The organism is Streptomyces sp. NPDC045470, from assembly GCF_040646595.1.
Classification (GTDB): Bacteria; Actinomycetota; Actinomycetes; order Streptomycetales; family Streptomycetaceae; genus Streptomyces.
In genome coordinates, this window is the sequence record NZ_JBEZAN010000001.1 from 1,021,706 (window position 1) to 1,048,200 (window position 26,495).

The following is a 26,495-nucleotide window of genomic DNA, read 5'->3' on the forward strand; positions in this document are numbered from 1 at the left end:
ACGCGGCGGCCGGTGCCCCGCCGTGACGCACGCCTCCGATCCCCGCCCCCGGGCAACGCACCACCCCCTGCCCGCATCTTCCCCGGCGGGCTCTGTGAGCCTTGACCGACACGGAGATCCGGCGAAGACCGGAAGAGAACGGGCCCCGAGGGGCGGCGGACGTACGGCCGCCGGGAGAAAACAGGAGCTGAAAAAGCGTGCGCGTGCCGGCAATCAGTCAGCGGATGCACTTGGTGCTGCTCACCGCGTGGACCGTGCTGTGGTTCGTCGTGGTCGAGCCGAACGGGGGGTTCTCCTGGCACTACCTGCGCACCGGCGGCGAGCTGATCTACCAGGGCTCGTCCGGCGACGGCACCGGCGGCCTCAACCTCTACGCCCACCACCCCGAACTCCAGATGGGCCCGGTCAGCTTCCTGATCGCCGGTCTGTTCAACCCGTTCCCCGAGCACACCGGACAGTTCCTGGCCGCGGCCCTGATGTCGCTGCTCGGCCTGGTGATCGTGGTGCTGGCCGGCCGCAGCGCCGCCTGGCACTTCCTGGGCACCGGCACCAACCACCAGCGGCTGCGGCAGCGCGTCCTGATAGCCGGCCTGGCGTTCATCCCCATGTGGATCGAGGTCTCGGTCCGCTTCGGGCACCTGGACGACGTGCTCGCGCTGTTCTTCACCGCGCTGGCCGTACGGTCGGTGACCCGCGGCAACGCCGCGCTGACCGGCGTCTTCCTGGCCCTCGCGATGGACTCCAAACCGACGGCGCTGGCCTTCGTCCCGCTGCTGCTCGCGCTCCCGAAGGAGAAGTGGCTGCGCGCGGGGCTGTGGATGGCGGGCCTGGTCGCGGTGGCCTGGCTGCCGTTCTTCATCGGTGACATGAACTCGTTCTCGGCGGCCGAGTTCGCCATCCCCAACCACCCGGCGTCCGCACTGCGCTGGCTGGGCGTGGCCGACCCGGAGACGCCCGGCTGGGACCGGCCCGCGCAGTTCGCGCTGGGCCTGCTGCTGGGCTGTCTGGCGGTGTGGCGGGGGCGCTGGGCCGCCGTCGTCCTGCTGGGCGCCAATGCCCGTATCGTCCTGGACCCCAGCGTCTACACGTACTACACCGCGTCCGTACTGCTCGGCACGCTGCTGTGGGACGTCATCGGGCAGCGCCGGCTGGTGCCCTGGTGGAGCTGGCTGGCCCTGCTGATCCTGTACGGCAGCGTCTTCGTGGTGCCCGACGACTCGGCGCGCGGCCTGATCCGCCTGGCGTTCGTGGCCGTGTCGACGGCGTACGTCCTGCTGTGGCCGGTACGGGAACGCGGCGACCGGCGCGGCTCGGGACGGCGCAGGCCCCCCGCCCGTACGGACGAGGGGCCTGCGGAGCCGTACGCGCCGGGAGTCGTCCCGGCGCCGGGCGCTACGCCTTGGGCAGGGCCGCCAGCTGCGCGCTGATGCGCACGATGTCGGCCTCGGCCGTCTCCAGCCGCGTACGGATCTTGGCGACGACGTGTTCCGGGGCCTTGCCCAGGAACGCCTCGTTGCCCAGCTTCCCGTTGGCCTGGGCCTTCTCCTTCTCGGCCGCGGCGAGGTCCTTCGACAGCCGCTTGCGCTCGGCCTCCACGTCGATGGCGCCCGACAGGTCCAGCGCGACGGTGGCGCCCGCGACCGGCAGGGACGCGGTGGCGGTGAAGTCCTCGCCCGCGGGCTGGAGGCGCAGCAGCGAGCGCATCGCGGCCTCGTGCGCGGCGAGCTGCGTACCGGCCAGGTCCAGCCGGGCCGGCACCTTCTGGCCGGGCTGGAGCCCCTGGTCGGACCGGAAGCGGCGGACCTCGGTGACGACCTGCTGGACGGTCTCGATCTCCCGCTCGGCGGCCGCGTCACGGAAGCCGCTGTCGGCCGGCCACTCGGCGATCACCAGGGACTCACGGCCGGTCAGCGTCGTCCAGAGGCTCTCCGTGACGAACGGCACGATCGGGTGCAGCAGCCGCAGCGTGACGTCCAGGACCTCGCCGAGGACGCGGCGCGAGGCGTCGGCGGCCGGGCCGCCCGCCATGAACGTGGTCTTGGACAGCTCGACGTACCAGTCGAAGACCTCGTCCCACGCGAAGTGGAAGAGGGTGTCCGACAGCTTGGCGAACTGGTAGTCGTCGTAGTACGCGTCCACCTCGGCGACGACCGTGTTGAGCCGGGAGAGGATCCACCGGTCGGTCGCCGAAAGCTGCTCGGCCGGGGGCAGCTCGCCCTCGACCGTCGCGCCGTTCATCAGCGCGAAGCGGGTGGCGTTCCAGATCTTGTTGGCGAAGTTGCGGGAGCCCTGCACCCAGTCCTCGCCGATCGGCACGTCCGTGCCGGGGTTGGCGCCACGGGCCAGGGTGAAGCGGACGGCGTCCGAGCCGTACTTGTCCATCCAGTCCAGCGGGTTGACCGCGTTGCCGAAGGACTTCGACATCTTCTTGCCGCGCTCGTCACGGACCATGCCGTGCAGGGCGATGGTCTTGAACGGCGGGGTGCCGTCCATCGCGTACAGGCCGAACATCATCATCCGGGCGACCCAGAAGAAGAGGATGTCGTAGCCGGTGACCAGGACCGAGTTCGGGTAGAACTTCTCGACGCTCGGGGTCTTCTCCGGCCAGCCGAGCGTGGAGAACGGCCACAGACCGGACGAGAACCAGGTGTCCAGGACGTCCGTGTCCTGCGTCCAGCCCTCGCCCGTCGGCGCCTCGTCGTCCGGTCCGACGCAGACGACCTCGCCGTTCGGGCCGTACCAGACCGGGATGCGGTGGCCCCACCACAGCTGACGCGAGATGCACCAGTCGTGGAGGTTGTCGACCCAGCCGAAGTAGCGGGACTCCATCTCCTTGGGGTGGATGTCCACCTTGCCGTCGCGGACCGCGTCACCGGCGGCCTGCGCCAGCGGGCCGACCTTGACCCACCACTGCATGGACAGCCGCGGCTCGATGGTCGTCTTGCAGCGCGAGCAGTGGCCGACCGAGTGGGTGTACGGGCGCTTCTCGGCCACGATGCGGCCCTCGGCGCGCAGCGCGGCGACGATCGCGGAGCGGGCCTCGAAGCGGTCCAGGCCCTCGAAGGGGCCGTGCGCGGTGATCACACCGCGCTCGTCCAGCACCGCGAGGTTGGGCAGGTCGTGCCGGCGGCCGATCTCGAAGTCGTTCGGGTCGTGGGCCGGGGTGACCTTGACCGCGCCGGTGCCGAACTCCGGGTCGACGTGCTCGTCGGCGACGACCGGGATACGGCGGCCGGTCAGCGGCAGTTCGATCTCCGTGCCGACCAGGTGACGGTAGCGCTCGTCGTCGGGGTGGACCGCGACGGCGGTGTCGCCGAGCATCGTCTCGGCGCGGGTGGTGGCGACGACGATGGAGGCGTCGCCCTCCCCGTAGCGGATCGAGACGAGTTCGCCCTCGTCGTCCTGGTACTCCACCTCGATGTCCGAGATGGCCGTCAGACAGCGCGGGCACCAGTTGATGATGCGCTCGGCGCGGTAGATCAGCTCGTCGTCGTAGAGCCGCTTGAAGATCGTCTGGACGGCCTTGGACAGGCCCTCGTCCATCGTGAAGCGCTCACGCGACCACGCGACGCCGTCACCCAGGCGCTTCATCTGCCCGGAGATCTGCCCGCCGGACTCGCCCTTCCAGCGCCACACCCGCTCGACGAACGCCTCCCGGCCCAGGTCGTGACGGGAAACGCCCTCCTTGGCCAGCTCGCGCTCGACGACGTTCTGGGTGGCGATGCCGGCGTGGTCCATGCCGGGCTGCCACAGCGTCTCGTAACCCTGCATCCGCTTGCGGCGGGTGAGGGCGTCGATCAGGGTGTGCTCGAAGGCGTGCCCGAGGTGCAGGCTGCCCGTGACGTTCGGCGGGGGGATGACGATCGTGTACGGCGGCTTCTCGCTCTTCTCGTCCGCCTCGAAGTACCCCCGCTCCACCCAGCGCTCGTACAGCGGCCCCTCTACCTCGGCCGGCGCGTACTGGGTCGGCAGTTCAGTGGGGCTGCTGTTCGTCGGCCCGCCGTCTCGGGGGCTCTGCTGAGTGTTCTCGGTCACGACGCTCAGTGTACGGGCGCGGATGTCGCAGTCTCGAATCGGTTTGGCCCCTGGCGCACCGGCTGACAGTGGCGTCGTACAGGATGTTGGCGACGCACAGACATCAACTGTGACGGGCGTCATCGGACGCCGTCAGTCGCCACGAGGGGAACCCGCTCCATGAGCTTCAACCAGCCGCCTCCCGGCCCGTACGGCCAGCCGCCGCAGCAGCCGGGACCGTACGGTCAGCCCGCGCCGCAGCCGGTCGGGCAGCCTCAGTACGGCTACCCCCAGCAGGGCGGCCAGGTCCCCCCGCAGCAGCCCTACGGCTACCCGCAGCAGGCTCCCCAGCCCGGCTACCCGCAGCAGCCCCAGGCGCCCTACGGCCAGCCGCCGCAGCCCGTCCCGTACGGCCGGCAGCCCGGGGGCTACGGCCAGCAGCCGCAGAACGGCGGCAAGGGCAAGGGGATGAAGATCACCCTCGGCATCGTCGCGGCGGCGGCCGTGGCGGGCATCGGCGTGGGCGCCTACTACGCGTTCGGTCCCGGCGGGGACGTGAAGCCCTACACGATCTCCATGCCGGACAACCTGCTCGGTACGTACAAGAAGGCGGCGGGCAAGGCCGGGACGAAGGACGAGTCCAACGACGCGGAGACCAAGGCCCTCGGCATCACCGCGGGCACCAGCGTCCAGGGCAGCTACGCGAACGACAAGGGGCAGCCGCTGCTCGTCACCGGTGTCTACGGCAAGGTCGCCGACCCCAAGAGCACGGTGAACAAGATGGTCGCCCAGATCGAGAAGAAGTCGGAGCGGACGGACACCCAGGGCGCGAAGCTGGAGACCGTCACGCCGGTGACGGAGTTCTCGCCCGACGGCTTCGACGGCTCGGTCATGAAGTGCAAGGCCGTCAAGGGCACCGCGTCGAGGGCCGGCCTCACCGCCACGTCCACGGTGACGTGGTGCATCTGGGGCGACTCCAGCGCGGTGGGCATCGTCATGAACAACGGGGTGGAGACGCCCACCAAGTCCACCGGCGCCGCCTTCTCGGCCGAGCGGTTCTCCGAGAAGACCCGCGAGATCCGCGACGCGGTGCGCCACGAGAAGTGACGGCCGCGGCCGTACCGTCAGGGGGAGGACACGTCATGAGCTTCGACCAGCCGCCGCCAGGGCCTTACGGGAGCAGCGGGCAGCCGCCCCAGGGGCCGTATGGCGACAGCGGGCAGCAGCAGCCGCAGGGCGGGGGCTTCGGGGCGCCTCAGGGGCCGCCGCAAGGATCACCTCAGGGGCCGCCTCAGGGGCCGCCTCAGGGGCCGCCGCCCGGTCCGTACGGGTACGGTGCGCCCCAGCAGCCGCAGGCCCCGCAGCAACCGATGCAGCAGCCGGTGCAGCCGCCCCCGCAGTTCCCGCAGTACCCGCCGCCGGGCCCGCCCGGTCCGCCCGGCCCGTCCGGTGGCGGGAGCACCGGCAAGATCATCGCGGGGGTGGCCGCCGGTGTCGTGCTCGTCGGCGCCATCATCAGCGGGGCCGTGATGCTCGTCTCGGGTGACGGTGGCGACGGCCCCCCGCGGGCCCGTGGCGGCGCGTCCGCCCCTCCGGAGGCCGGTTCCGACGCCTCCGGCTCGTCCGAGGAGAAGCCGTCCGCCGAGGACGACGGGCGGCGGATGCGGCTGACGACTCCCAGGACGGTCGACGAAGGCGCGTACACGCTGGAGAAGGACAAGGCGGCGCTGGAGCGCGACGGCCACAAGCTGGGTTCGCCGCCGCCGGGCATCACGCAGGAGATCGCCCGCTACCGGGGCACCCGCGGCAGCCGGCCGACCGGCCTGATGATCTCCGGCGGCTACGGCACCATCGACGACCCGGAGAGCGTGGTGGACAACATGTTCCGCGGCGTGGCCACCGGGGGCACCACGGTCGTGCGGCAGCGCGAGACGTTCCGGCCCGGCGGGGCGGACGGCACCGTCAAGATCGACTGCGAGGTCGTACGGAACCCGGCGTTCGGTTACGCGCCGGTCTGCGGCTGGGCCGACGGCTCGACCGCCGCCGTGCTGCTCTACCTGAACGGCGAGCTGCGCTCCTCCTCGGACGTCGACCTGTCGCAGTACGCGGACACCACCGCCGTGGTGCGTGGCGAGACCCGTACCCCGCAGTAGCCAGGACGCCGGGCCGCCGCCACGCGAAAGGGCCGCCCGGCGACCGGTGTCGCGGGGCGGCCCTCGCCGTCCGTGCGGGGGGAACGGACGGCGCTACGCGCTCTTCTCGTGGTGCTCGCCCGACTCGCCGCCGCGGTTGCGCGGTACCAGGGTCGGGTTCACGTTGGAGTGCACGACCTCTTCGGTGATCACGACGCGGGCCACGTCCTTGCGGGACGGGACCTCGTACATCACCGACTGGAGGACCTCTTCCATGATGGCGCGCAGGCCGCGCGCGCCGGTGCCGCGCAGGATCGCCTGGTCGGCGATGGCCTCCAGTGCCGGGCGGTCGAAGTCCAGCTCCACGCCGTCCAGTTCGAACAGGCGCTGGTACTGCTTGACGAGCGCGTTGCGCGGCTCCAGGAGGATCTGGAGGAGCGCCTCGCGGTCCAGGTTGTGCACCGAGGTCAGCACGGGCAGCCGGCCGATGAACTCCGGGATCATCCCGAACTTCACCAGGTCCTCCGGCATGACGTCCTGGAGCTGGTCCTTGGACTCGATCTCGCGCTTGGAGCGGATGTTGGCGCCGAAGCCGATGCCCTTGGCACCGGACCGGGCCTCGATGATCTTCTCCAGGCCCGCGAACGCGCCACCCACGATGAACAGCACGTTCGTCGTGTCGATCTGGATGAACTCCTGGTGCGGGTGCTTGCGCCCGCCCTGCGGCGGCACCGAGGCGGTGGTGCCCTCCAGGATCTTCAGCAGGGCCTGCTGGACGCCCTCGCCGGAGACGTCACGGGTGATCGACGGGTTTTCGCTCTTGCGGGCGACCTTGTCGATCTCGTCGATGTAGATGATCCCGGTCTCGGCCTTCTTGATGTCGAAGTCCGCGGCCTGGATCAGCTTGAGGAGGATGTTCTCCACGTCCTCGCCGACATAGCCGGCCTCCGTCAGCGCCGTCGCGTCGGCGAAGGCGAACGGGACGTTGAGCATCCGGGCGAGCGTCTGCGCGAGCAGCGTCTTGCCGGAGCCGGTGGGGCCGAGCAGCAGGATGTTGGACTTGCCGAGTTCGATGCCGTCGTCGCCGCCGCGCGCGCCACCGTTCTCACCCGCCTGGACCCGCTTGTAGTGGTTGTAGACGGCGACCGAGAGCGCCTTCTTGGCGGGCTCCTGGCCTACGACGTAGCTCTCCAGGAACTCGTAGATCTCCCGGGGCTTGGGCAGTTCCTCCCAGCGGACCTCGGAGGTCTCGGCGAGCTCCTCCTCGATGATCTCGTTGCAGAGGTCGATGCACTCGTCGCAGATGTACACACCAGGCCCCGCGATGAGCTTCTTCACCTGCTTCTGACTCTTCCCGCAGAACGAGCACTTGAGCAGGTCGCCGCCGTCACCGATGCGTGCCACGAGGTGCTTCCCCTTCGCCTGGGATCCGCATTGCTCCGCGGACCCGGGTGCTTGCCTATCGACGGTACCTTGCCGGGCCCCCCGTACGGGCCCCCCTTGGACCGACTCGGTCAACCCGGTCCAAGGGGGCGTAGTGTCCGGCTCACTTCTGGACGGTACGCGATCAGACCGAGGCGGCCGTCTTGCGGGTCGAGACGATCTGGTCGACCAGACCGTACGCCAGGGACTCCTCGGCGGTCAGGATCTTGTCGCGCTCGATGTCGTCGCGGATCTTCTCGATCGGCGTGGTGGAGTGCTTGGCCAGCATGTCCTCCAACTGCGTACGCATCCGGAGGATCTCGTTGGCGGCGATCTCCAGGTCGGACACCTGGCCGCGGCCGGTCTCGCTGTACGGCTGGTGGATCAGCACACGGGCGTTGGGCAGCGCCATCCGCTTGCCGGGGGTGCCGGCGGCGAGCAGCACGGCCGCGGCGGAGGCCGCCTGGCCCATGCAGACCGTCTGCACGTCGGGCTTGACGAACTGCATCGTGTCGTAGATCGCGGTCAGCGCCGTGAAGGAACCGCCGGGCGAGTTGATGTAGATCGAGATGTCCCGGTCCGGGTCCATCGACTCCAGGCACAGCAGCTGCGCCATGACGTCGTTGGCCGACGCGTCGTCGATCTGCACGCCGAGGAAGATCACGCGCTCCTCGAAGAGCTTCGCGTACGGGTCGTACTCGCGCACGCCCTGCGAGGTGCGCTCGACGAAGCGCGGGACGATGTAGCGGGACTCGGCGGGCAGACCCTGGAACTCTGCCTGCGGGGCGTCGTGGCGCTCGTAGAGGCTACGGCCGGAGAAGTTGTTCATCTGGAGGTTCACCGTCCTGGTGGCGGTCAAAAGGGCTGGAGTCGGCTGCGTGGCGAGTCGTCCGGGGCTCAGGCCCCGGTGCCGCCCCCGCCCGGAACGCCCGCCGCGGTGGTCATGACGTCGTCGATGAGGCCGTACTCCTTGGCCTCCTGCGGGTCGAACCAGCGGTCGCGGTCGGAGTCGCGGGTGATCTGCTCGACGGTCTGGCCCGTGTGCTGGGCGGTGAGCTCCGCCATGCGCTTCTTGGTGTGCAGCAGCCGCTCGGCGTGGATCTTGATGTCCGACGCGGAGCCCGCCAGGCCCGCGGAGGGCTGGTGGATGAGGATCTCGGCGTTGGGCAGCGCGAAGCGCTTGCCCGGGGTGCCGGCGCTCAGCAGGAACTGGCCCATCGAGGCGGCGAGGCCCATGGCGATGGTGACCACGTCGTTCTTGATGTACTGCATGGTGTCGTAGATCGCCATGCCGGCCGAGATCGAGCCGCCCGGGCTGTTGATGTAAAGGAAGATGTCCTTGTCCGGGTCAGCGGCGAGGAGCAGCAGCTGCGCGGTGATCTTGTTGGCGATGTCGTCGTCGACCGGCTGGCCGAGGAAGATGATCCGCTCGCCGAGCAGCCGGTTGTAGACCTGGTCGCCGAGGCCACCGAAGGTCGGCTCAGCGGCGGCGGAAGGCATCGGGATCGTCACGTGTCCACCTGCTCGTTGTCGGACGGCCCAGGGCCGTCTCAGCGTCGTCTTCTGGGGCGCGGGGAGGGCGCGGCGTGCTCCGCCGGCGCCGGTTCGGCTGGTCCCCTGCCCTCGTATCTACGGACCCTAACGCGCTGGTCGGCGGGCGCCATCCCGCATTGTCAACTGTTCGCTGTGAGCGCAGGCTCACCGGCGTGCACGGACCCCGACGACGTACGGGCCCGAACACGCGGGCGTGGCGTGTTCGGGCCCGTACGTCTACTGGCGCTGCGGGGCGGCCGGGGCCGCCCCTGCCACCGGGGTGGCCGGGGCTCAGCCCTCGGTCTTCTCGGCGTCGGTGCCCTCGGCCTCGGAGGCCTCGACGGTCTCGGCCGTCTCGTCCTCGTCGTCCAGGTCCACGACCTCACCGTTGGTGTCCTTGACCGTGGCGGCCTCGACGACGACCGCGAGGGCCTTGCCGCGGGCGACCTCACCGACGAGCATCGGCACCTGGCCGCCCTCGACGACGGCCTGGGCGAACTGGTCGGGGGACATGCCGGAGGACTGCGCGCGGCGCATGAGGTGCTCGGTGAGCTCCTCCTGGCTGACGTTCAGCTTCTCCTTGTTGACCAGCTCGTCCAGGATGAACTGGGTCTTGATGCCCTTCTCGGCCTGCTCCTTGGTCTCGGCGTCGAACTCTTCCTCGGTCTTGCCCTGGATCTCCAGGTACTTCGCGAGGTCGAGACCCATCTGGCCGAGCTGGTGGTTGACCAGGTTGTGCTTGCGGGTCTCGATCTCGTCCGCGAGCAGCTTCTCCGGCATCGGGACCTCGACCAGCTTCAGCAGCTCGTCGAGGACCTTCTCCTGGGCCTGGGTGGCCTGGTCGTACTTCTTCATCTGGGCGAGGCGCTTGGCGCTGTCGGCGCGCAGCTCCTCCAGCGTGTCGAACTCGCTCGCGAGCTGCGCGAAGTCGTCGTCCAGCGCGGGCAGCTCACGGGCGGCCACGGCGGTGACGTCGACCTTGACCTCGGCCTCCTTGCCGGCGGCGGAGCCGCCCTTCAGCTCGGAGGTGAAGGTGCCGGACTCGCCGGCCTTCAGGCCCTTGACGGCGTCGTCGATGCCGTCCAGCAGCTCGCCGGAGCCGATGGTGTAGCTGACGCCCTGGGCGACGCCGTCCTCCAGCACCTCGCCGTCGACCTTGGCCTCCAGGTCGACGGTGAGCACGTCGCCGTCCTCGGCGGCGCGCTCGACCGGGGTGGTCGAGGCGAAGCGGTCGCGGAGCTGCTCGACCGACTTGTCGATGTCCTCGTCCGACACCTCGACGGCGTCGACCTCGACCTCGATGCCGGAGTAGTCCGGGATCTCCAGGGCCGGGCGGATGTCGACCTCGGCGGTGAAGGTCAGCAGCTCGCCGTCCTTCAGCTCGGTGATGTCGACCTCGGGCTGCCCGAGGACGTTGAGCTCACCCTCGTTGACCGCCTCGGTGTAGAACTTCGGGAGCGCGTCGTTGACGGCTTCCTCAAGCACGGCGCCGCGACCGAACCGCTGGTCGATGACTCGGGCCGGGATCTTGCCCTGGCGGAAGCCCTTCACCGTGACCTGCTGGTTGATCTTCTTGTACGCCGCGTCGAGGCTGGGCTTGAGCTCCTCGAAGGGCACCTCGACAGTGAGCCGAACCCGAGTCGGGTTCAGGGTCTCCACGGCGCTCTTCACGGTTCGGTCTCCTTGGGGCTGACTTCTGGGGTTCTGCTTGAGATCTGCCGGCGCCTGGAGCCCAGGCGCCCTGCGGACCGCGCCCGGGAGAAAGACACACGGGCACGCAGCTTGCATAGTAACCGCAAGCGGGTTGGCACCCGCAATGTGATCTTGACGGGCGCCTTACGGGCCCGTCCGGACGGACCGGCCCGGGCCGCGGAGCCGGGGCCCTGCCGACGGCGGGCGCGCCGCGCCCGGAGCGCCGGACGCCGGGCCGGAGACCGGGCCGGGACGTCGTACGGCCGAACGCCGGACGGCTGAACATGAAGAACCTGCTGGTCGGGGTGGCCGGATTCGAACCGACGACCTTCCGCTCCCAAAGCGGACGCGCTACCAAGCTGCGCCACACCCCGTCGGTGCGACACGTAGGGTACATGGCTGTGGACGGCACGGCTGCCGGATATCCACGGGCACGGGCCGCGAACCAGGGGGCGCACGGTGCACCGGCGGGGGCGCACGGGGCCGCGGACGGCCGCCGCCACCGGCGGGAACGGGGCGGAGTGTGCGGTGGGCCCGGGTGACCCGCTACGATGCACTGCGTGCCGCGGTCACCCGACCGGCGGCGCATGCGGGCGTAGCTCAATGGTAGAGCCCCAGTCTTCCAAACTGGCTACGCGGGTTCGATTCCCGTCGCCCGCTCGGTGTGGTTCAGGGCCAGGTCCGAGGTCTTCCCGGGCTTGGCCCTGAGTGTTTTCCGGGACGGGGGCCATGGCCAGGAGGCGGTACGTCGCCCGAGGCGTGCCCGGCGGCTACCGGATCCGGGACAATCGGGGACGGCGCTGGTGGGGCGACCTCTACGAGCTGTGCCCCGACGAGCTGGTCGAAGAGCTGAACGGCGGAGCCGACCCCGCGAAGCTCACGGCGCTGATGAAGCGGTACCGGGCTCTGAAGCGGTAGCCCCGGCCGCCGCGGAAGTCCGGCCGTCATCGCCGCCCGGCTGTCGTTTCTTGTCGCCTCCCGACCAGGTCCGGCCCGCGTCCCCAGGGCGCTCACTAAGGTGTCGACATGGAGATCTGGCTCAATCCCGCGTGTTCCAAGTGCCGTTCCGCCGTCCAACTGCTGGACGAGGAGGGGGCGGACTACACCGTACGCAGGTATCTCGAACAGCCCCCGACCGCCGTGGAGTTGCGGGAGGTGCTGGACCGGCTGGGGCTGGAGCCGTGGGACATCACCCGCACGCAGGAGGCCGAGGCGGCGGAACTGGGCATCGGCGGCTGGGAGCGTACGGACGCCACGCGGGAACGGTGGATCGCGGCGCTGGCCGAGCGGCCACGGCTGATCCAGCGGCCGATCATCACGGCGGACGACGGCACGGCGCTGGTCGGGCGCAGCGAGGAGGCCGTGCGGGAGGCGGTCGCGCGGAGCGGACGCGACGACCGCTGATCGTCCCGGCCGGGCCCGTGCACGGCGGGTGCGGGCCCGTGGCGCGCTAGAAGCTGATGTTGTTGATCGTCTCGGCCACCGAGTTCAGGAACCGGTTGATGGACGGCGCGATGCCGGTGGAGGCGAGGAAGAAGCCGAAGAGGATGGCCACCAGCGCCGGTCCCGCCTTGAGCGACTTGCCGCGTATCAACACGATCATGATGATGCCCAACAACAGCACGACGGACAGCGAAAGAGCCACAACTGATCACACCCTCGGTCGGAACGCCTGGCCGGCCCCGGAAGCATGCAGCCGCGCACACCCCCGCTCGGCACCATCGTGCCACCAAGTCACTGCCCAGTGGAGGCGGGTGGCGAATCATCGGCCAAGGCTTTGCCCGCGAACCGGACGGCCGCCCCGCCGGGCACGGGCGGACACCGGTCCGGGGCCCGGGAATTGACGCCCCGGCACCCTTTCGGCCGGGCGGCCGGAACCGTGCGCAGCGCCTGGCCGGATGACGCCGCACGGACCGGACCCTTTTTGTGCACACGTGAATTCCTGAGGCGGGTGCGCGGCCGGCGGACGGCTGCCGCACCGACATACCGGCAGCGAAGCGGACATCGCCCCCGGGTCCACGTCGGGGCATATGCCCTCGGATAAGCGGATGACGCACCCCCGGACCGGATATTCACCGGCCCACCGGAAAATGCACGAAAGGGCGCCTGCAATACCCGGAGTCCGCCACCCGAAAGGGAATTCCCGCCGCGCCGCGCCAGTATTGCACATTCGGCGGAGAAGGTTTTACGCATTTCCCGGCCGCCACTAGGGTGCGTCAGATGTCTCCCGCTGCGCCGACCCCACGACGTGTGCTGCCCCCGGCCGCCGGGCCCCCTGGCCGGGACGCGGCGGCCCCCGCCCCGGACGCCCCGGGCGGAGGGCCACGGGCCGCCGGGCAGGCGGTGACGGAGACCGCGCGGCCCGCCGCCGGGGCGGCTCGGGACGCCGCCGGGAGCGGCCGGAGAGCCTTCTTCGACAATGCGAAATATCTGGCGATCGTGCTGGTCGCGATGGGGCATTCCTGGGAGCCGCTGACCGGCGGGAGCCGCACGGCCGGGGCGCTCTACATGACGGTGTACGCCTTCCACATGCCGGCGTTCATCATCATCTCCGGCTATTTCTCCCGCGGTTTCGATCTGCGCCCGGACCGGTTGCGACGCCTGATCACCGGTGTCGTGGTGCCGTATGTCGTCTTCGAGACCGCCTACACGCTCTTCGCGCGCTGGGTGAACGACGACCCGGACCTGCCGGTCAGCCTCCTGGACCCCTGGTATCTGACCTGGTTCCTGGCCGCGCTGTTCGTGTGGCGGCTCACCACTCCCCTGTGGCGGATCGTCCGTCGGCCGGTCCCCCTGGCCCTGACCGTGGCGGTACTGGCGTCCGTGTCCCCGGAGGTCGGTGACGACCTCGACATGCAACGGCTGCTCCAGTTCCTGCCGTTCTTCGTCCTGGGGCTGAACCTGCGGCCCGAGCACTTCGCGCTGGTACGGCGGCGGGCGGCGCGGATCGTGGCGGTGCCGGTCTTCGCGGCCGCCCTGGCGCTGGCCTACTGGGCGGTTCCGCGGATGACCTCGGCGTGGTTCTACCACCGGGAGAGCGCGCAGGAGTTGGGGGCGCCCTGGTGGGCGGGGGCGGTGATGACGCTCGCGATGTTCGGCTGCTCGCTGGTCCTGACCGGCTGCTTCCTCGCGTGGGTGCCGGCCCGCCGTACGTGGTTCACGGTGCTGGGCGCCGGAACCCTGTACGGCTACCTGCTGCACGGCTTCCTGACCAAGGGTGCCCGCTCCCGCGGCTGGTTCGACGATGCCGCGTGGCTGCACTCGCCGCTCGGTGAGGTCGCGGTGAGCCTGACGGCGGCAGCCGCGGTGACGGCGCTGTGCACGCCACCGGTCCGCAGGGCCCTGCGCTGCGTGGTGGAGCCCAGAATGGCGTGGGCGTTCCGGAAGGAACCGGTCCCCGGGACTGGAGGAGCGGGCTGACGGACACCGGCACGCCCGCCCGGCCCGCTCAGGCCGCGGCCGTCCGGCGCGGGTGGCCGGCCAGGGCCGCCGTCCGGGCGGCGACCCGCTCGGGCGTGGGGCGCTCCAGGCTGTCGGCGAGCGTGCCGTCGGCGAGGAAGAGGACCCGGTCGGCCCAGGAGGCCGCCACCGGATCGCGGGTGACCATGACGACCGTGGTGCCGAGCCCGTCGGCCGCGTGCCGCAGCAGGCCGAGGACCCCGGCGGCGGTTCCGGTGTCGAGCGCGCCCGTCGGCTCGTCGGCGAAGACCACGTCCGGCCCGGTGACCAGGGCGCGGGCGACGGCGACGCGCTGCTGCTGGCCGCCGGAGAGCCGGCCGGGGCGCCGTCCCGCGTGCGCGCCGAGGCCGGCACGGGCGAGCGCCTCGGCGGTGCGCCGCCGGTCGGCGCACCGGCCGGCGAGCCGCATCGGCAGGGCGACGTTCTGCTCGACGGTCAGCGACGGCAGCAGGTTGAACGCCTGGAAGACGAAGCCGAGGCGCTCGCGGCGCAGTGCGGTGAGCCGGTCCGCCCGCAGCCGGGTGAGGTCCGTACCGCCGACGCGGACCGTGCCGCCGGTCGGCCGGTCCAGGCCCGCCGCGCACCGGAGGAAGGTGGACTTCCCGGAGCCGGAGGGTCCCGTCACGGCGGTGAAGCTGCCGTGCGGCAGGACGAGGTCGATGCCGCGCAGGGCGTGTACGGCGCCGGCTCCGCCTCCGTACTGCCGCCGGACGCCGCGCAGCTCCACGGCACAGGCGCCGCGCTCCTGCCGCCGCCCGCCCCGGCCTTCGTCACGCTGATCCATCACGCCACCCCTCGTCTCGTACGTCCGGTCGCTCTGTGACCGTACGGAGCGGGGGTGAACCTGGACCATGGCGGCTGCCGGTGGCTTCCGGGTGGGGAAAACCCCAGGCAGGGCTCTCGTCGGGAGGCCCGGGAAGGTCCCGGAGGCGGGTCGGTGAAGGAGCGGGCAGGAGCGGGTGAGGCATGTGGTGCGCACAGGGGTGCCGGACCCGAAAAGTCGTTTGGTAAACTAACCATTGACGCCTTCTTGACTCCCCCTTGACCGAACATCGTCCGGCCGAACCTCTGGAGGAGCCATCGGACACGCAGAAACCCTCCTCGCGATGGGCGGGGCCTTCCTGGCCGCAGCCGTCCTCGCCCGCCTGGGCAGCCGCATCGGGCTCCCCACGATCCCCCTGTTCATCCTGGCCGGGATACTGCTCGGCCCGCACACCCCCGGTATCGCCCTGGTCGACGACCCGCACGAGCTGGAGATGCTCTCCCTGCTGGGTCTGGTGCTGCTGCTCTTCTACCTCGGCCTCGAATTCCACCTGGACGACCTCAAGGAGGGCGGCCGGAAGATGGCCGTCGCCGGAGCCGCCTATCTGGCGCTGAACGTCGGCGCCGGCCTGGTCTTCGGCTTCCTGGTCGGCTGGGGCACCTCCGAGGCACTGGTCCTGGCCGGGGTGCTCGGCATCTCCTCGTCGGCGATCGTCACCAAGGTCCTCATGGACACCGGCCGGCTCGGCAATCCCGAGACCAAGCCGATCCTCGGCATCATCGTGGTCGAGGACGTCTTCCTCGCGCTCTACCTGGCCGCGCTCCAGCCGGTGATCTCCGGCGCCGACTCGATGACCGCGGCGGCCCTCGACGCGGGCAAGGCGTTCGGCTTCCTGCTGCTGCTCGCGGTGGTCGCCCGCTGGGGCACGTCGGTGATCGGCAAACTGATCGCCACCAAGGACAACGAGCTGCTGGTCATCTCCTTCCTGGGCGCCGCCGTCTTCGTGGCGGGCGTCTCGGAGTGGTTCGGCGTCGCGGACGCGATCGGCGCGTTCATGGTCGGTCTGATGCTCGGCAGCACCGGTTCCGGCAAAAAGATCATGGAGCTGGTGCACCCGCTGCGGGACGCCTTCGGCGCGATCTTCTTCTTCGCGTTCGGGCTCTCCATCGACCCCGGCGACCTGCCGTCGGTCGTGTGGCCGGTACTGATCGCGGTGGCGCTGACCCTGCTGATGAACGTGCTCGCGGGGCTGGTCGCCGCCCGGATCTACGGCTTCGGGCCGCGCCCGGCCGCCAACATCGCCACCGCGCTGCTCGCCCGCGGCGAGTTCGCGCTGATCCTGGCGACGATGGCGGCGGGCGCCGGGCTGGACGAGCGGCTGGCGCCGTTCATCGCCGGGTACGTACTGATCCTGGCCGTCCTGGGACCGCTGGCGGCCGGCCGGTCGGCCTGGCTGGCGCGGGTCCTGCCGGGCGGCGGCAACCCTGACCCGGACGCGCCGGCGGGCGGCGGGCGGCCCGAGCCCGCGGCCGCCGGCAGGTAGCACGGCCGTACGGCTCACCGCCGCCGGGCGGGTCCGGCGGGCACGGCATCGCCCGGGGCTCGCGCGGCAGCGGGCGCCCGGCCTCCGAGAGCGTCTTGGGGTTGGCCGGCACCGCGTACCGGCCCTGGGCCGCCGCGTCCCGCTCGGCCTCGCCGGCCAGTCCCCCGTGCGTCAGGGTCAGCCGGACGACCTCCCCGTACGGCTCGATGCCGAACGTCACCGTGGAGACGCCGGGGCCGGTCCGGGCCGCCCCGCCCCGGGCTCCGCCCACGTGGTCACCGGCCGCGTGGGCGGACTGCTCTCCACCACCGCCCCTCGACGTCGGCGATGCGCGAACCGTCGGTGCGCCGGTGCTCCCGGCGCGAACCCGGCTGCCGGTCGAAGACATGGCGGTGCCCCCAGTGGGCGGCGGTCAGCCCGGGATCGGTGAGGGCGTGCCGGACCTTCTCCGGCACGCCCTCGACGTACGTGACATAACCGAAGGGGAAGGTGCCTGCCATGCGTCCTCCGCGGGTGGTCCGGGCCGGTCGGGCCGCCCACCGTACGGTTCAGTCGCGGCAGATCAGCAGCAGCGCGCGGTCGTCGTTGACATCCTTGGCCACGGCTTCGATCAGATGCCAGGCGGCACCGACGAAGCCGCCGGCCACATAGCGGTCGGCCTCGCCGGTCAGCCGGTCGATGCCCTCCGCGATGTCCCGGTCGGCGGCCTCCACCAGGCCGTCCGTGAAGAGCATCAGCACGTCGCCGGGGCGCAGCGTCCCTTTGACCGGGTCGAACTGCGCCCCGTCGTACACCCCGAGCAGCGGCCCCTCCGCCGCTTTCTCCTCCCAGCGTCCGGTGCCCGCGCTGAGCTGGAGGGCGGGCAGGTGCCCGGCGGACAGCAACTCGTAGTCGCCGGACTCCAGGTCCAGCACGAGGTGGATGGAGGTGGCGAAGCCCTCGTCCCAGTCCTGGCGCAGCAGGTAGCCGTTGGCGGCGGGCAGGAAGCCGTGCGGCGGCAGCGAGCCGAGCAGGCCGCCGAAGGCGCCGGACAGCAGCAGCGCGCGGGAGGCCGCGTCCATGCCCTTGCCGGACACGTCGGTCAGCACGACTTCGAGGATGTTGCCCCCGTGCGTACGGGAGGCCACCACGAAGTCGCCGGAGAAGGACTGCCCGCCGGCCGGGCGCAGCGCCATCTCGCGGTGCCAGCCGGCCGGCAGTTTCGGCAGCTTGCTCTGGACGCGGATACGTTCACGCAGGTCGAAGAGCATGGTGCCGCCGCGCCGCCACGGCACGCCGACCCGGCTGCGGAACTGCGCGACCATCAGTCCGGACAGGCCGACCGCCGCGACCACCAGGACCGTGCCCGGGGTGATCCGGTCGCGGCCCTGGTCGTACGGGCCGAGCAGCGACGCCTCGACGATCAGGGCGGCGGCGGAGGTGCCGTACAGGGCGAGCAGGTTGGCCGGGCGGAGCAGCAGCCCGCCGGCGAGCACCGGCAGTACCAGCGCGGTGGGCGCGATCCAGTCGGGGCGCCAGATGGTGCCGCAGGCGATGGCGGGAATGGCGATCAGGAGGGCGACCAGGGCGATCCAGTCGGAGCCGTCGCCGCGGAAGTAGTCGACCCCGGCCTTGCGCACGCTGATGCGGGCCCGGTGCACCGCCTTGCGCCACCGGGCCGTCGGGGACTCCGCTCCCGTGCTGCTCGCCATTGTTCTGGGACCTTATCCACCCGTTCGGCGGCGCGTCGATTCACGGCACGCCGCCTGGCGCAATCACCGGGAAACGGCGTTCGAAAAACGGTCGCGCGGGCGGAAGACGTGCTGCTACCCATGGCCTATGACGACCGAGTTACGGCAGCTGCGTCCGGACGACTGGGCCGACTGGTACGGGAAGCTGGAGCGGGCGTTCGGCGGCACCCCCGAGGCGCCCGAGGAGCGCGCCCTGTGGCGGCGGCTCGGCGAGCCGGAGCGCTGCCTGGACCTGCGGGACGACGGCGAGACCGTCGGCACGGCGGGCGCGTACTCGTTCCGGCTGACGGTGCCCGGCGGCGCCGTGCTGCCGGTGGCCGGGGTCACGCTGGTCAGCGTGCAGCCCACGCACCGGCGGCGCGGCCTCCTGCGCACGATGATGCGCCGGCAGCTCGCGGACTTCCGGGACCGGCGCGAGGCGCTGGCCGTGCTGACCGCCTCCGAGCCGGCGATCTACGGGCGCTTCGGGTACGGCGCGGCGTCCGAGGCGGTGAGCATGACGCTCGACACGCTGCGCCAGTCGGTCCGTGTGCCGGACGGAGCCGACGACGTACGGCTGCGGCTGGTCGACCCGGAGGACGGGCTGGCGGACTGCGAGAAGGTGTACGAACAACTGGTCACCGGCCGGCCCGGGATGCTCGCCCGGCAGCCCCACTGGGAGCGGCTGCCGCTGCTCGACCCGGAGGCCGACCGGGACGGGGCCGGGCCGCTGCTGTGCGTGCTGGCCGAGGTGGCCGGCGAGGTGCGCGGGTACGCGCGCTACGCGGTCAAGGCGGGCTGGGACGGGGGCGGGCCCGACGGAACGGTGGTCCTGCGGGACGTCGAGGCGCTGGACCCGGTGGTCTACGCGGCGCTGTGGCGCTACCTGTTCGGCATCGACCTGACGTCACGGCTGACGGTGCGCAACCGCCCGGCCGACGATCCGCTGCTGCACCTCGTGGACGACATGCGGCGCTGCCGGATCGGGGTGCGCGAGTCGCTGTTCGTACGGCTGGTGGAGGCCGGCGAGGCGCTCGCGGCGCGGACGTACGCGGCGCCGCTGGACGTGGTCCTGGACGTGGCGGACCCGTTCTGCCCCTGGAACGAGGGCCGGTGGCGGCTCTCCGGCGACGAGAAGGGCGCCTCCTGCGAGCGGACCACCGACCCGGCCGACCTGACGCTGTCCGTACGGGAGCTGGGGGCCGCCTACCTGGGCGGGTTCACGCTGGAGGCGCTGGCCGGGGCGGGGCGGGTGCGCGAGCTGCGCCCGGGTGCCCTGCGGGAGGCGTCGATGGCGTTCGGCGCGTACCGCAAGCCGTGGCTGCCGCACGGGTTCTGAGGGCCGGTGTCCGCCCCCTGCCCGGCGCTGGTCCCGGGCCCGGCGGCCGTCCGGGGCGGGCCGCTGACCCGCCCCTCACCTGCGTGTCCATCGTTTCGGTGGGAACGGCACCGGCACACCCCACGAACGGCTCATCCGGCGACTGACCGGGTGGGACGCCGACGAACGCCCGGCTGACGTCACCGAGCTCAGCCGGGAAGAGATCCTGCGCGTCCGTGACCTCTTCGACCGCCGCCTGCCCCGGCGGGGACGGACGAGTGGCTTGCCTGCGCGGCCTACGAAGGGACCCATGACCTGCGACCCCACGTGCCGGCCGCCGTCCCCCCGGCTGAAGTTCGAGCCGTGGCTGGACTCCTTCGTCGACGGGACAGTCCTTTCGCGCCAGGCGGCCCGAGGACTCGGGGTTCACTTCGGCTGGCAGCCGGGGCACCAGAAGAGATTGCGGTTGGCCAGGGCCGCGGTGCGGATCTCGGAGCGGCAGATGTGGCACTCCTGGCGGGCCCGGCGGTAGACGTAGACCTCACCGCCGTGGTCGTCGACGCGCGGCGGGCGACCCATGGCCTCGGGGAGGTGTTCGGCGCGTACCGTGTCGATGCGGTTGTGCCGGACGCCTTCGCGCATGAGGGCGACCAGGTCCGCCCAGACGGCGTCCCATTCGGACCGGAGAAGATCGCGGCCGGCACGGTACGGGTCGATGCCGTGCCGGAAGAGGACCTCGGCGCGGTAGACGTTGCCGACGCCCGCGATCACCTTCTGGTCCATCAGCAGCGCCGCGACCGACGTACGGCTGCGGGAGATCCGCGCCCAGGCGCGCTCGCCGTCGTCCTCGGGACGCAGCGGGTCGGGGCCGAGCCGGTCGTGTATCGCCTGCTTCTCGGCGTCGGTGAGCAGCGCGCAGGCGGTGGGCCCGCGCAGGTCCGCGTAGGCGGTCTCGTTGGCCAGCCGCAGCCGTACGGTGTCGGTGGGCGGCGGCGCCGGGGCGTCGCCGAAGGCCAGCTTGCCGAAGAGGCCGAGGTGGATGTGGACCCATCCGGCGGGCCCGAAGCCGAGGAAGAGGTGCTTGCCGTGCGCCTCGGCAGTGGTCATGACCTGGCCGTCGATCAGCGCCGCGCTGTCGGAGAACTTGCCCTGGGGGCTGCTCGCCCGGACCGGCGCGCCCTCGAAGAGCGCACGGTGGTCCAGCGCGAGGCGGTGGATCGTGTGCCCCTCGGGCATGGGTCGACGCCTCCTCGGCGGAGTGGGGACGGGGGCCGTGCGGCGGCCGCCCGCGCCGTCGGCGGCGCGAGCGGGACGGCGGGTGGGCTCAGTCCTGCTGCGGGTGGTGTGCCGGGATCTCCGGCAGCTCGCCGGTGGTCTCGTAGCGGGAGAGCATCTCGATGCGGCGGGTGTGCCGCTCCTCGCCCGAGTACGGCGTGGCCAGGAACGCCGCGACGAAGCTGGTCGCCTCGTCCTGGGTGTGCATCCGGCCGCCGACCGAGATCACGTTGGCGTTGTTGTGCTCACGCCCGAGCTTCGCGGTCTCCTCGCTCCAGGCCAGCACCGCCCGTACGCCCTTGACCTTGTTGGCGGCGATCTGCTCGCCGTTGCCGGAGCCGCCGATGACGACGCCCAGGCTCTCCGGGTCGGCCGCGGTCCGCTCGGCGGCGCGCAGGCAGAACGGCGGATAGTCGTCCACGGCGTCGTAGATGTGCGGGCCGCAGTCGACGGGCTCGTGGCCGTGGGCCTTGAGCCACTCGACGAGGTGGTTCTTCAGTTCGAAACCGGCATGGTCGGAGCCGAGATACACGCGCATGTGCCGAGTGTTGCACGGACGTGTCGTCCGCCGGGCCCGGGGTAGGCGTCGCCGGTCCCCCCGGCCGCCATACGTGCGATGTACACGCGGTGACGTGCGGAAATGAGATCCACGCAACGATCCGGATGCAGATCTTCCAAAACGACCGTTAACGCGGTTCTAATGCGGGGACTCGACACCGAGAACCACAGAAGGACGGTGCACATGGGCGCGCATCCGCCGACCATGAACGCGGGCGAGGCGGCCGGCGGCCCCGGCTCCCCCGACGGAGGCCGGTCACCCGCCGGGCTCCAGGCAGGTCTCAAGAACCGCCATCTGTCGATGATCGCCATCGGCGGCGTGATCGGCGCGGGCCTGTTCGTGGGCTCCGGCGCCGGCATCGCGGCGGCCGGCCCCGGCATTCTGATCTCGTACGCGCTGACCGGCCTGCTGGTCGTCCTGGTGATGCGGATGCTGGGCGAGATGGCCGCCGCCTCCCCCACCTCCGGCTCGTTCTCCGCCTACGCGGACCGGGCGCTGGGCCGCTGGGCGGGCTTCACCATCGGCTGGCTGTACTGGTTCTTCTGGTCGGTCGTGCTGGCCGTCGAGGCGACCGCCGCCGCCTCGATCCTCACCGGCTGGGTCCCCGCCGTCCCGCAGTGGGCGTGGGCGCTGCTGGTGATGATCGTGCTGACCGGCACCAACCTGATCTCCGTCGGCTCGTTCGGCGAGTTCGAGTTCTGGTTCGCCGGCATCAAGGTCGTGGCGATCGTGGTGTTCATCGTGGTCGGCGCGCTGGCGATCTTCGGGCTGCCGCCCGGCGACCACGCGGTGGGCCTGTCGAACCTGACCGGCCACGGCGGGTTCCTGCCGAACGGGCCCGGCGCGATCCTCTCCGGCATGCTGCTGGTGGTCTTCTCCTTCATGGGCAGCGAGATCGTCACCCTGGCGGCCAGCGAGTCGCCGAACCCGGTGCAGGCCGTCCGCAAGGCCGTCAACAGCGTCATCTGGCGGATCGCGCTCTTCTACCTCGGCTCGATCGCGGTGATCGTGACGCTGCTGCCGTGGGACGACCCGGCGCTCGACAAGAGCCCGTACGTGGCCGTGCTGAGGTCGCTGGACATCCCGGCGGCCGGCACCGTGATGGACGTCGTGGTGCTCACCGCCGTGCTGTCCTGCCTGAACTCCGGCCTGTACACCGCCTCCCGGATGGCCTTCTCGCTCGGCGAGCGCGGCGACGCGCCGAAGTCCTTCGCCCGGGTGAACAAGGGCGGCGTCCCGGCGACCGCCATCTGGGCGTCGGTGGCCTTCGGCTTCGTCGCGACGATCTTCAGCTACACCTCCAAGGACACCGTCTTCGAGTTCCTGCTGAACTCCTCCGGCGCGGTGGCGCTCTTCGTCTGGCTGGTCATCTGCTTCTCGCAGCTACGGATGCGCAAGGTCATCGTGCGGGACATGCCGGAGCGGCTGACGGTACGGATGTGGCTGTACCCGTACCTGACGTACGCGACGATCGCGCTGATCCTCTTCGTCGTCGGCTACATGTTCTACAACCCCGACGGACGCAAGCAGATGGTGCTCTCGGTGGTCGCGGCCGTGGTCGTGCTGATCGTCGGCCTGGTGCTGGACCGCAGGCGGCGCGCCAAGGACGGCGCCGGTGCGGCGGCGGACGGCGGCGGCCCGGAAGGTCAGGGGGACGTCCGGAAGGACTCCTTGACCCGGTCGTAGGCGCGCAGGGCGGCGGCCTCCGCGGAATCCAGGTACCAGAGGCTGAGCTGAAAGGTCCGGTTCCCGGCCCGGAAGCCGAGCTGCCGCCCGTGCGCCGGTTTCCCGTCCCGGGTGTAGGCGAACTCCCACTCGACGGCGGGGTACCCCTGGAACGTGGTGCGCTCCAGCCGGACCCTGCGATAGCCCGGCACGTCGTGCTGCTGCGCCTCGTACTGCTGCCAGACCGCCAGCAGGTCGCCGCCGGAGGACGGGTCCTGCCGCGCCGAGACGAGCGTGGAGCCGTCCTTCGTGCTGTACGTGATGTCGCTGGCGGACTCCTCGGTGCGGTTCCAGCCGGCCGGCGGCACCCAGCTGAAGCCGTCCTCGGTACGGCGGGCACCGGACGTGGCCGCCGGGTCGCCGCTCCCGGTGCCCGTACCGGCGCTGGGGCCGGCGGCGGAAGGGCGGCCGGCTCCGGCGCCGGCCGTACCGCCGGGGTCCGCGCCCTGCGTCGCGACGAGGATCACCACGACCGCGGCGGCGGACGCGAGGACGCCGGTGGCGGCGAGCAGGGCCTGCCGCTTGCGGCGGGGGTGCGCCGGTGGAGCCGAGGGGGCGGGTGGGACTGCGGGGGCGGATGCCGCGGGGGTGGCGGGAGCCGTCGCGGGCCGAGAGCCGCTGTCCGTGCGGGGAGCGGCGGACGCCGCCTCGACGCGGTCCCGTGCCGGGTCGGCCACCGTGGGCGTACGGACGTCCACGACTTCCGCCGCGTTCAACGGCTTTGTCGGGTTCGCCGCCGCGGCCCGGCGTACCAGCGGGCCGAGCCGTGTCTCGACCTCGTCGAGGGTGGGGCGCGCCTCGGGTGCCTTGTTCAGCAGGGCGGTCAGCAGCTCGCGCAGCGGGCCCGCCGCGGGCGGGATGGCGGGCTCCTCGTGCAGCACCGCGTGCAGCGTGGCAAGGGTCGTGGCGCGGGCGAACGGTGACTGCCCCGCGACAGCGGCGCACAGCGTGGCGCCCAGGGACCACAGGTCGGAGGGCGGCCCCTGCTCCTGTCCCGCCACCCGTTCGGGCGCCATGTAGTCCGGCGAGCCGATGAGCATCCCGGCCATGGTCAGCGCGGTGGCGTCCTGTATGGCGGCGATGCCGAAGTCGGTCAGTACGACGGTGCCGCGGTCGTCGATCAGGACGTTGCCGGGCTTGATGTCCCGGTGGAGTACGCCCACCGCGTGCACCTCGCGCAGGGCACGGGCCAGTCCGGCGCCGACCCGGGCCGCCGCGTCCGGGGCCAGCGGGCCGTCCTGGGCGAGGACCTGTTCCAGGGAGCAGGCCTGGACGAGCTGCATGACGATCCACAGCCGGTCGCCCTCCTCGGCCACGTCATGGACGCGCACCACATTCGGATGGTCGATACGGGCGGTGGCGCGGGCCTCGCGCAGACTGCGTTCGCGCTGCACCACGCTTTCCTCGCCGGCGTGTTCGTCGATACGTATTTCCTTGACCGCGACGCACCGGTCGAGAATTTCGTCCTGGGCGCGCCACACCCGCCCCATTCCGCCGCGTCCGATCAATTCCAGCAGCCGGTAACGGCCGGCTGCCAGTCGCCCGGGCCCCACCTCGCTCGCATTCCCCACCATGCCCAGCCCCCACAGCACCCGCGGAATCTTGTGGTACCCATCAAATACCTCGGTAGAGGACGGGGAAAAGGGGGGTTCAAGAATGTACACAACCCGACAGGGGAAACGGGCGTTCATGGTGGCCGCGACGGCGGCCGTACTGGCACTGCCGGCCGGTTCCGCGGCCCTGGCGGCCGAACCCGTACCGGGCAGCAGCGCGGGCGGGAAGGCCGGTCCGAGCGCGCCGGCGGGCTATCGGATCACCACGGAACTGCCAAAGCGGATTTCCGTCGACAACCGCACCGGAAAGACCGAACTGACCGCCAAGGTCACCAACAAGGGCGCCGCCAGGACCGGTGCCGTACGGCTGACGGTCGCCGGTTTCCAGGGGCTGACGGTCGACAACGTGGCCGGGTGCACGAAGGTGCCCGAGGCGCGGCTGCCGAAGGGCTCGAACAGCGCGTACTCGTGTGCCATCGGCTCGTTGGCGAGCGGAAAGAGCCGTACGTTCGAGGTCACCGCGCATTTCGATCTGAACCGGCAGGGGCAGATCTGTCTGCCGGTGACCTCGGGAAACACCGAGACCTTGCTGTGGCAGCAGGGCCCGGTCCATTTCGGCACCCGGAATCCGGTGTCCGACGCGCCGGACACCCCGCTGATGCTCAACACCGTCAACGTGCCGGCCGGTTCGTCGACCGCCACGCCGGGCCCGTCGGAGTCGGCGGCTCCCGGGGAGCGGCTGCCCGAGACCGGTGCGCCGTCGGTCCTGCCGCTGGCGGGCACCGCCGCGGGCCTGCTGCTCCTCGGCGGTGCCGGAGTGTGGATCACCACCCGCAGGTCGTCCCACCGGTGACCAGGATGCGTACGGGCAAGGGCCGGACGGGCTCAGGACGGGCGGGGCGCACGCGGACGGTCCGTACGCGTGCGGAAAGCCGACGGGCCCCGTACCGCCACGCGAAGTGGTGGTGCGGGGCCCGGTCCGGTCCCGTACGGAGGGACGGCGCGCGCGGGGTCAGCCGCGGCGGCCGAGCAGCTTCCACGCGGTGGGCAGCGCACCCATCGCCAGCGCGGCCTTGAGGGCGTCGCCGATCAGGAAGGGGACGAGACCGGTCGCGGCCGCCTGGCCGAACGACATGCCGGTGCTCAGCGCGAGGAAGGGCACGCCGACCGCGTAGATCAGGGCCGTGCCGACCGCCATGGTGCCGACCGTGCGCAGCGGGCCGCGGTCGCCGCCGCGACGGGCCAGCGCGCCCACCGCGGTGGCGGCGAGGAGCATGCCGAGGACGTAGCCGAAGGTCGCGCCGCCCGCGCCGGCCGCGCCGCCCGCGAACCAGGGCAGGCCCGCCATGCCGAGCAGCGCGTACAGCGCGAGGGAGGCGAAGCCGCGGCCCGCGCCGAGCGAGGCGCCGACGAGCAGGGCGGCGAAGGTCTGGCCGGTGACGGGGACCGGGGAGCCGGGGACCGGGAGGGCGATCTGCGCGGCGATGCCGGTGAGCGCGGCGCCGCCGACGACCAGTACGGCGTCGCGGACGCGGGCGCGGGTGGCGCCCGCTGCGGGCAGCAGATCGGCGAGGACCGCACCGGGCCTGGTGGTTGCGTCGGCAGTGCTCATCGGAACTCCGCGGGGTGTGAGGTGGAGCGGGGACAGGGTGGGACGCGATGACGTTAGTCCAGCGCCCCGGAGCCGATCATCGTGTGGCGGCGACAAAGGCGCAATGGTGTCCTTGGAGACTTCCGTACAACGCCACGGCCCGTGGGCCGAACCGCCTCGTCAACGGTCTTCGCAGGTCACGTGATG

Annotated in this window: 23 protein-coding genes and 2 tRNA genes; 11 read left to right on the plus strand and 14 right to left on the minus strand. The window is 71.6% G+C overall.

Annotation, left to right across the window (positions count from 1 at the left end):
- Positions 1–224: 224 nt before the first annotated feature.
- Positions 225–1,427, plus strand: a complete 1,203-nt coding sequence (locus AB0A97_RS04465) for a hypothetical protein (protein ID WP_361145269.1) — start codon at positions 225–227, stop codon at positions 1,425–1,427.
- On the opposite strand, the gene AB0A97_RS04470 is transcribed toward AB0A97_RS04465, so the two are convergent.
- Positions 1,393–4,035, minus strand: coding sequence for a valine--tRNA ligase (locus tag AB0A97_RS04470; protein ID WP_361144244.1), 2,643 nt, complete (start codon positions 4,033–4,035; stop codon positions 1,393–1,395). The genes AB0A97_RS04465 and AB0A97_RS04470 overlap by 35 nt on opposite strands.
- 159 nt (positions 4,036–4,194) lie before the next feature.
- Between AB0A97_RS04470 and AB0A97_RS04475 the strand changes: the two genes are divergently transcribed.
- Together AB0A97_RS04475 and AB0A97_RS04480 are read left to right on the plus strand one after the other, a co-directional pair.
- Entirely contained in the window at positions 4,195–5,121 is a 927-nt protein-coding gene (locus AB0A97_RS04475) for a hypothetical protein (protein ID WP_361144247.1), read from the plus strand.
- 263 nt (positions 5,122–5,384) lie between these two features.
- A complete protein-coding gene (locus tag AB0A97_RS04480) occupies positions 5,385–6,167 on the plus strand; it encodes a hypothetical protein (protein WP_361144250.1) in 783 nt (260 codons plus the stop codon).
- Between the two features lie 93 nt (positions 6,168–6,260).
- Here the strand turns inward: AB0A97_RS04480 and clpX are convergent, their stop codons facing one another.
- The 5 genes from clpX to AB0A97_RS04505 all read right to left on the minus strand — a co-directional run bounded on the left by clpX (position 6,261) and on the right by AB0A97_RS04505 (position 11,167).
- The gene (gene clpX, locus AB0A97_RS04485; protein ID WP_030020546.1) at positions 6,261–7,550 is read right to left on the minus strand and encodes an ATP-dependent Clp protease ATP-binding subunit ClpX; all 1,290 of its coding nucleotides are present in this window, start codon (positions 7,548–7,550) and stop codon (positions 6,261–6,263) included.
- Positions 7,551–7,713: 163 nt separating this feature from the next.
- Positions 7,714–8,397 carry an ATP-dependent Clp protease proteolytic subunit gene (locus AB0A97_RS04490; RefSeq protein ID WP_361145272.1) on the minus strand — a complete coding sequence of 228 codons (684 nt, stop codon included), beginning with the start codon at positions 8,395–8,397 and terminating at the stop codon, positions 7,714–7,716.
- A gap of 68 nt (positions 8,398–8,465) precedes the next feature.
- Positions 8,466–9,068 (minus strand): ATP-dependent Clp protease proteolytic subunit, encoded by a 603-nt coding sequence (locus tag AB0A97_RS04495; RefSeq protein WP_030020548.1) that lies wholly within the window; start codon positions 9,066–9,068, stop codon positions 8,466–8,468.
- Between the two features lie 324 nt (positions 9,069–9,392).
- Positions 9,393–10,772 carry a trigger factor gene (gene tig / locus AB0A97_RS04500; protein WP_361144252.1) on the minus strand — a complete coding sequence of 460 codons (1,380 nt, stop codon included), beginning with the start codon at positions 10,770–10,772 and terminating at the stop codon, positions 9,393–9,395.
- A gap of 318 nt (positions 10,773–11,090) precedes the next feature.
- Positions 11,091–11,167 (minus strand) — tRNA-Pro (locus tag AB0A97_RS04505).
- Between the two features lie 215 nt (positions 11,168–11,382).
- Here AB0A97_RS04505 and AB0A97_RS04510 point away from each other — a divergent pair.
- The 3 genes from AB0A97_RS04510 (at position 11,383) to AB0A97_RS04520 (ending at position 12,197) form a co-directional block, all read left to right on the plus strand.
- Positions 11,383–11,453 (plus strand) — tRNA-Gly (locus AB0A97_RS04510).
- 69 nt (positions 11,454–11,522) lie between these two features.
- Positions 11,523–11,711, plus strand: a complete 189-nt coding sequence (locus AB0A97_RS04515) for a hypothetical protein (protein ID WP_361144255.1) — start codon at positions 11,523–11,525, stop codon at positions 11,709–11,711.
- Positions 11,712–11,819: 108 nt separating this feature from the next.
- Positions 11,820–12,197, plus strand: a complete 378-nt coding sequence (locus AB0A97_RS04520; RefSeq protein ID WP_361144258.1) for an arsenate reductase family protein — start codon at positions 11,820–11,822, stop codon at positions 12,195–12,197.
- Between the two features lie 46 nt (positions 12,198–12,243).
- Here the strand turns inward: AB0A97_RS04520 and AB0A97_RS04525 are convergent, their stop codons facing one another.
- Positions 12,244–12,438, minus strand: coding sequence for a hypothetical protein (locus tag AB0A97_RS04525; protein ID WP_030020551.1), 195 nt, complete (start codon positions 12,436–12,438; stop codon positions 12,244–12,246).
- Between the two features lie 575 nt (positions 12,439–13,013).
- On the opposite strand from AB0A97_RS04525, the gene AB0A97_RS04530 reads away from it, so the two are divergent.
- Positions 13,014–14,213: an acyltransferase family protein gene (locus AB0A97_RS04530; protein ID WP_361144260.1), complete on the plus strand. Its 1,200-nt coding sequence runs from the start codon at positions 13,014–13,016 to the stop codon at positions 14,211–14,213.
- A 28-nt stretch (positions 14,214–14,241) separates the two neighbouring features.
- On the opposite strand, the gene AB0A97_RS04535 is transcribed toward AB0A97_RS04530, so the two are convergent.
- Complete coding sequence (locus tag AB0A97_RS04535) at positions 14,242–15,036, minus strand: ABC transporter ATP-binding protein (protein WP_361144263.1); 795 nt, start codon at positions 15,034–15,036, stop codon at positions 14,242–14,244.
- Positions 15,037–15,358: 322 nt separating this feature from the next.
- On the opposite strand from AB0A97_RS04535, the gene AB0A97_RS04540 reads away from it, so the two are divergent.
- On the plus strand, positions 15,359–16,558 hold the full coding sequence (locus AB0A97_RS04540) for a cation:proton antiporter (RefSeq protein WP_361144266.1): 1,200 nt from the start codon (positions 15,359–15,361) through the stop codon (positions 16,556–16,558).
- Between the two features lie 275 nt (positions 16,559–16,833).
- On the opposite strand, the gene AB0A97_RS04545 is transcribed toward AB0A97_RS04540, so the two are convergent.
- Both AB0A97_RS04545 and AB0A97_RS04550 read right to left on the minus strand, forming a co-directional pair.
- Positions 16,834–17,058, minus strand: a complete 225-nt coding sequence (locus tag AB0A97_RS04545) for a hypothetical protein (protein WP_361144269.1) — start codon at positions 17,056–17,058, stop codon at positions 16,834–16,836.
- A 48-nt stretch (positions 17,059–17,106) separates the two neighbouring features.
- Complete coding sequence (locus AB0A97_RS04550) at positions 17,107–18,249, minus strand: PP2C family protein-serine/threonine phosphatase (protein ID WP_361144272.1); 1,143 nt, start codon at positions 18,247–18,249, stop codon at positions 17,107–17,109.
- Positions 18,250–18,376: 127 nt separating this feature from the next.
- Between AB0A97_RS04550 and AB0A97_RS04555 the strand changes: the two genes are divergently transcribed.
- Positions 18,377–19,606 carry a GNAT family N-acetyltransferase gene (locus AB0A97_RS04555; RefSeq protein WP_361144275.1) on the plus strand — a complete coding sequence of 410 codons (1,230 nt, stop codon included), beginning with the start codon at positions 18,377–18,379 and terminating at the stop codon, positions 19,604–19,606.
- A 405-nt stretch (positions 19,607–20,011) separates the two neighbouring features.
- Here the strand turns inward: AB0A97_RS04555 and AB0A97_RS04560 are convergent, their stop codons facing one another.
- A complete protein-coding gene (locus AB0A97_RS04560) occupies positions 20,012–20,821 on the minus strand; it encodes a DNA-formamidopyrimidine glycosylase family protein (protein ID WP_361144278.1) in 810 nt (269 codons plus the stop codon).
- An 88-nt stretch (positions 20,822–20,909) separates the two neighbouring features.
- Positions 20,910–21,398: a ribose-5-phosphate isomerase gene (locus tag AB0A97_RS04565; protein ID WP_361144281.1), complete on the minus strand. Its 489-nt coding sequence runs from the start codon at positions 21,396–21,398 to the stop codon at positions 20,910–20,912.
- A 204-nt stretch (positions 21,399–21,602) separates the two neighbouring features.
- Here AB0A97_RS04565 and AB0A97_RS04570 point away from each other — a divergent pair, with 204 nt between their 5' ends.
- Entirely contained in the window at positions 21,603–23,105 is a 1,503-nt protein-coding gene (locus tag AB0A97_RS04570) for an amino acid permease (protein ID WP_361144285.1), read from the plus strand.
- On the opposite strand, the gene AB0A97_RS04575 is transcribed toward AB0A97_RS04570, so the two are convergent.
- Positions 23,066–24,736: a serine/threonine-protein kinase gene (locus tag AB0A97_RS04575; RefSeq protein ID WP_361144288.1), complete on the minus strand. Its 1,671-nt coding sequence runs from the start codon at positions 24,734–24,736 to the stop codon at positions 23,066–23,068. The two genes, AB0A97_RS04570 and AB0A97_RS04575, sit on opposite strands and share 40 nt — an antisense overlap.
- 64 nt (positions 24,737–24,800) lie before the next feature.
- Between AB0A97_RS04575 and AB0A97_RS04580 the strand changes: the two genes are divergently transcribed.
- Positions 24,801–25,550, plus strand: coding sequence for a hypothetical protein (locus tag AB0A97_RS04580; RefSeq protein WP_361144291.1), 750 nt, complete (start codon positions 24,801–24,803; stop codon positions 25,548–25,550).
- Between the two features lie 159 nt (positions 25,551–25,709).
- Here AB0A97_RS04580 and AB0A97_RS04585 read toward each other — a convergent pair whose 3' ends face one another.
- Positions 25,710–26,309 carry a biotin transporter BioY gene (locus tag AB0A97_RS04585; protein WP_361144294.1) on the minus strand — a complete coding sequence of 200 codons (600 nt, stop codon included), beginning with the start codon at positions 26,307–26,309 and terminating at the stop codon, positions 25,710–25,712.
- Positions 26,310–26,495 lie beyond the last annotated feature (186 nt).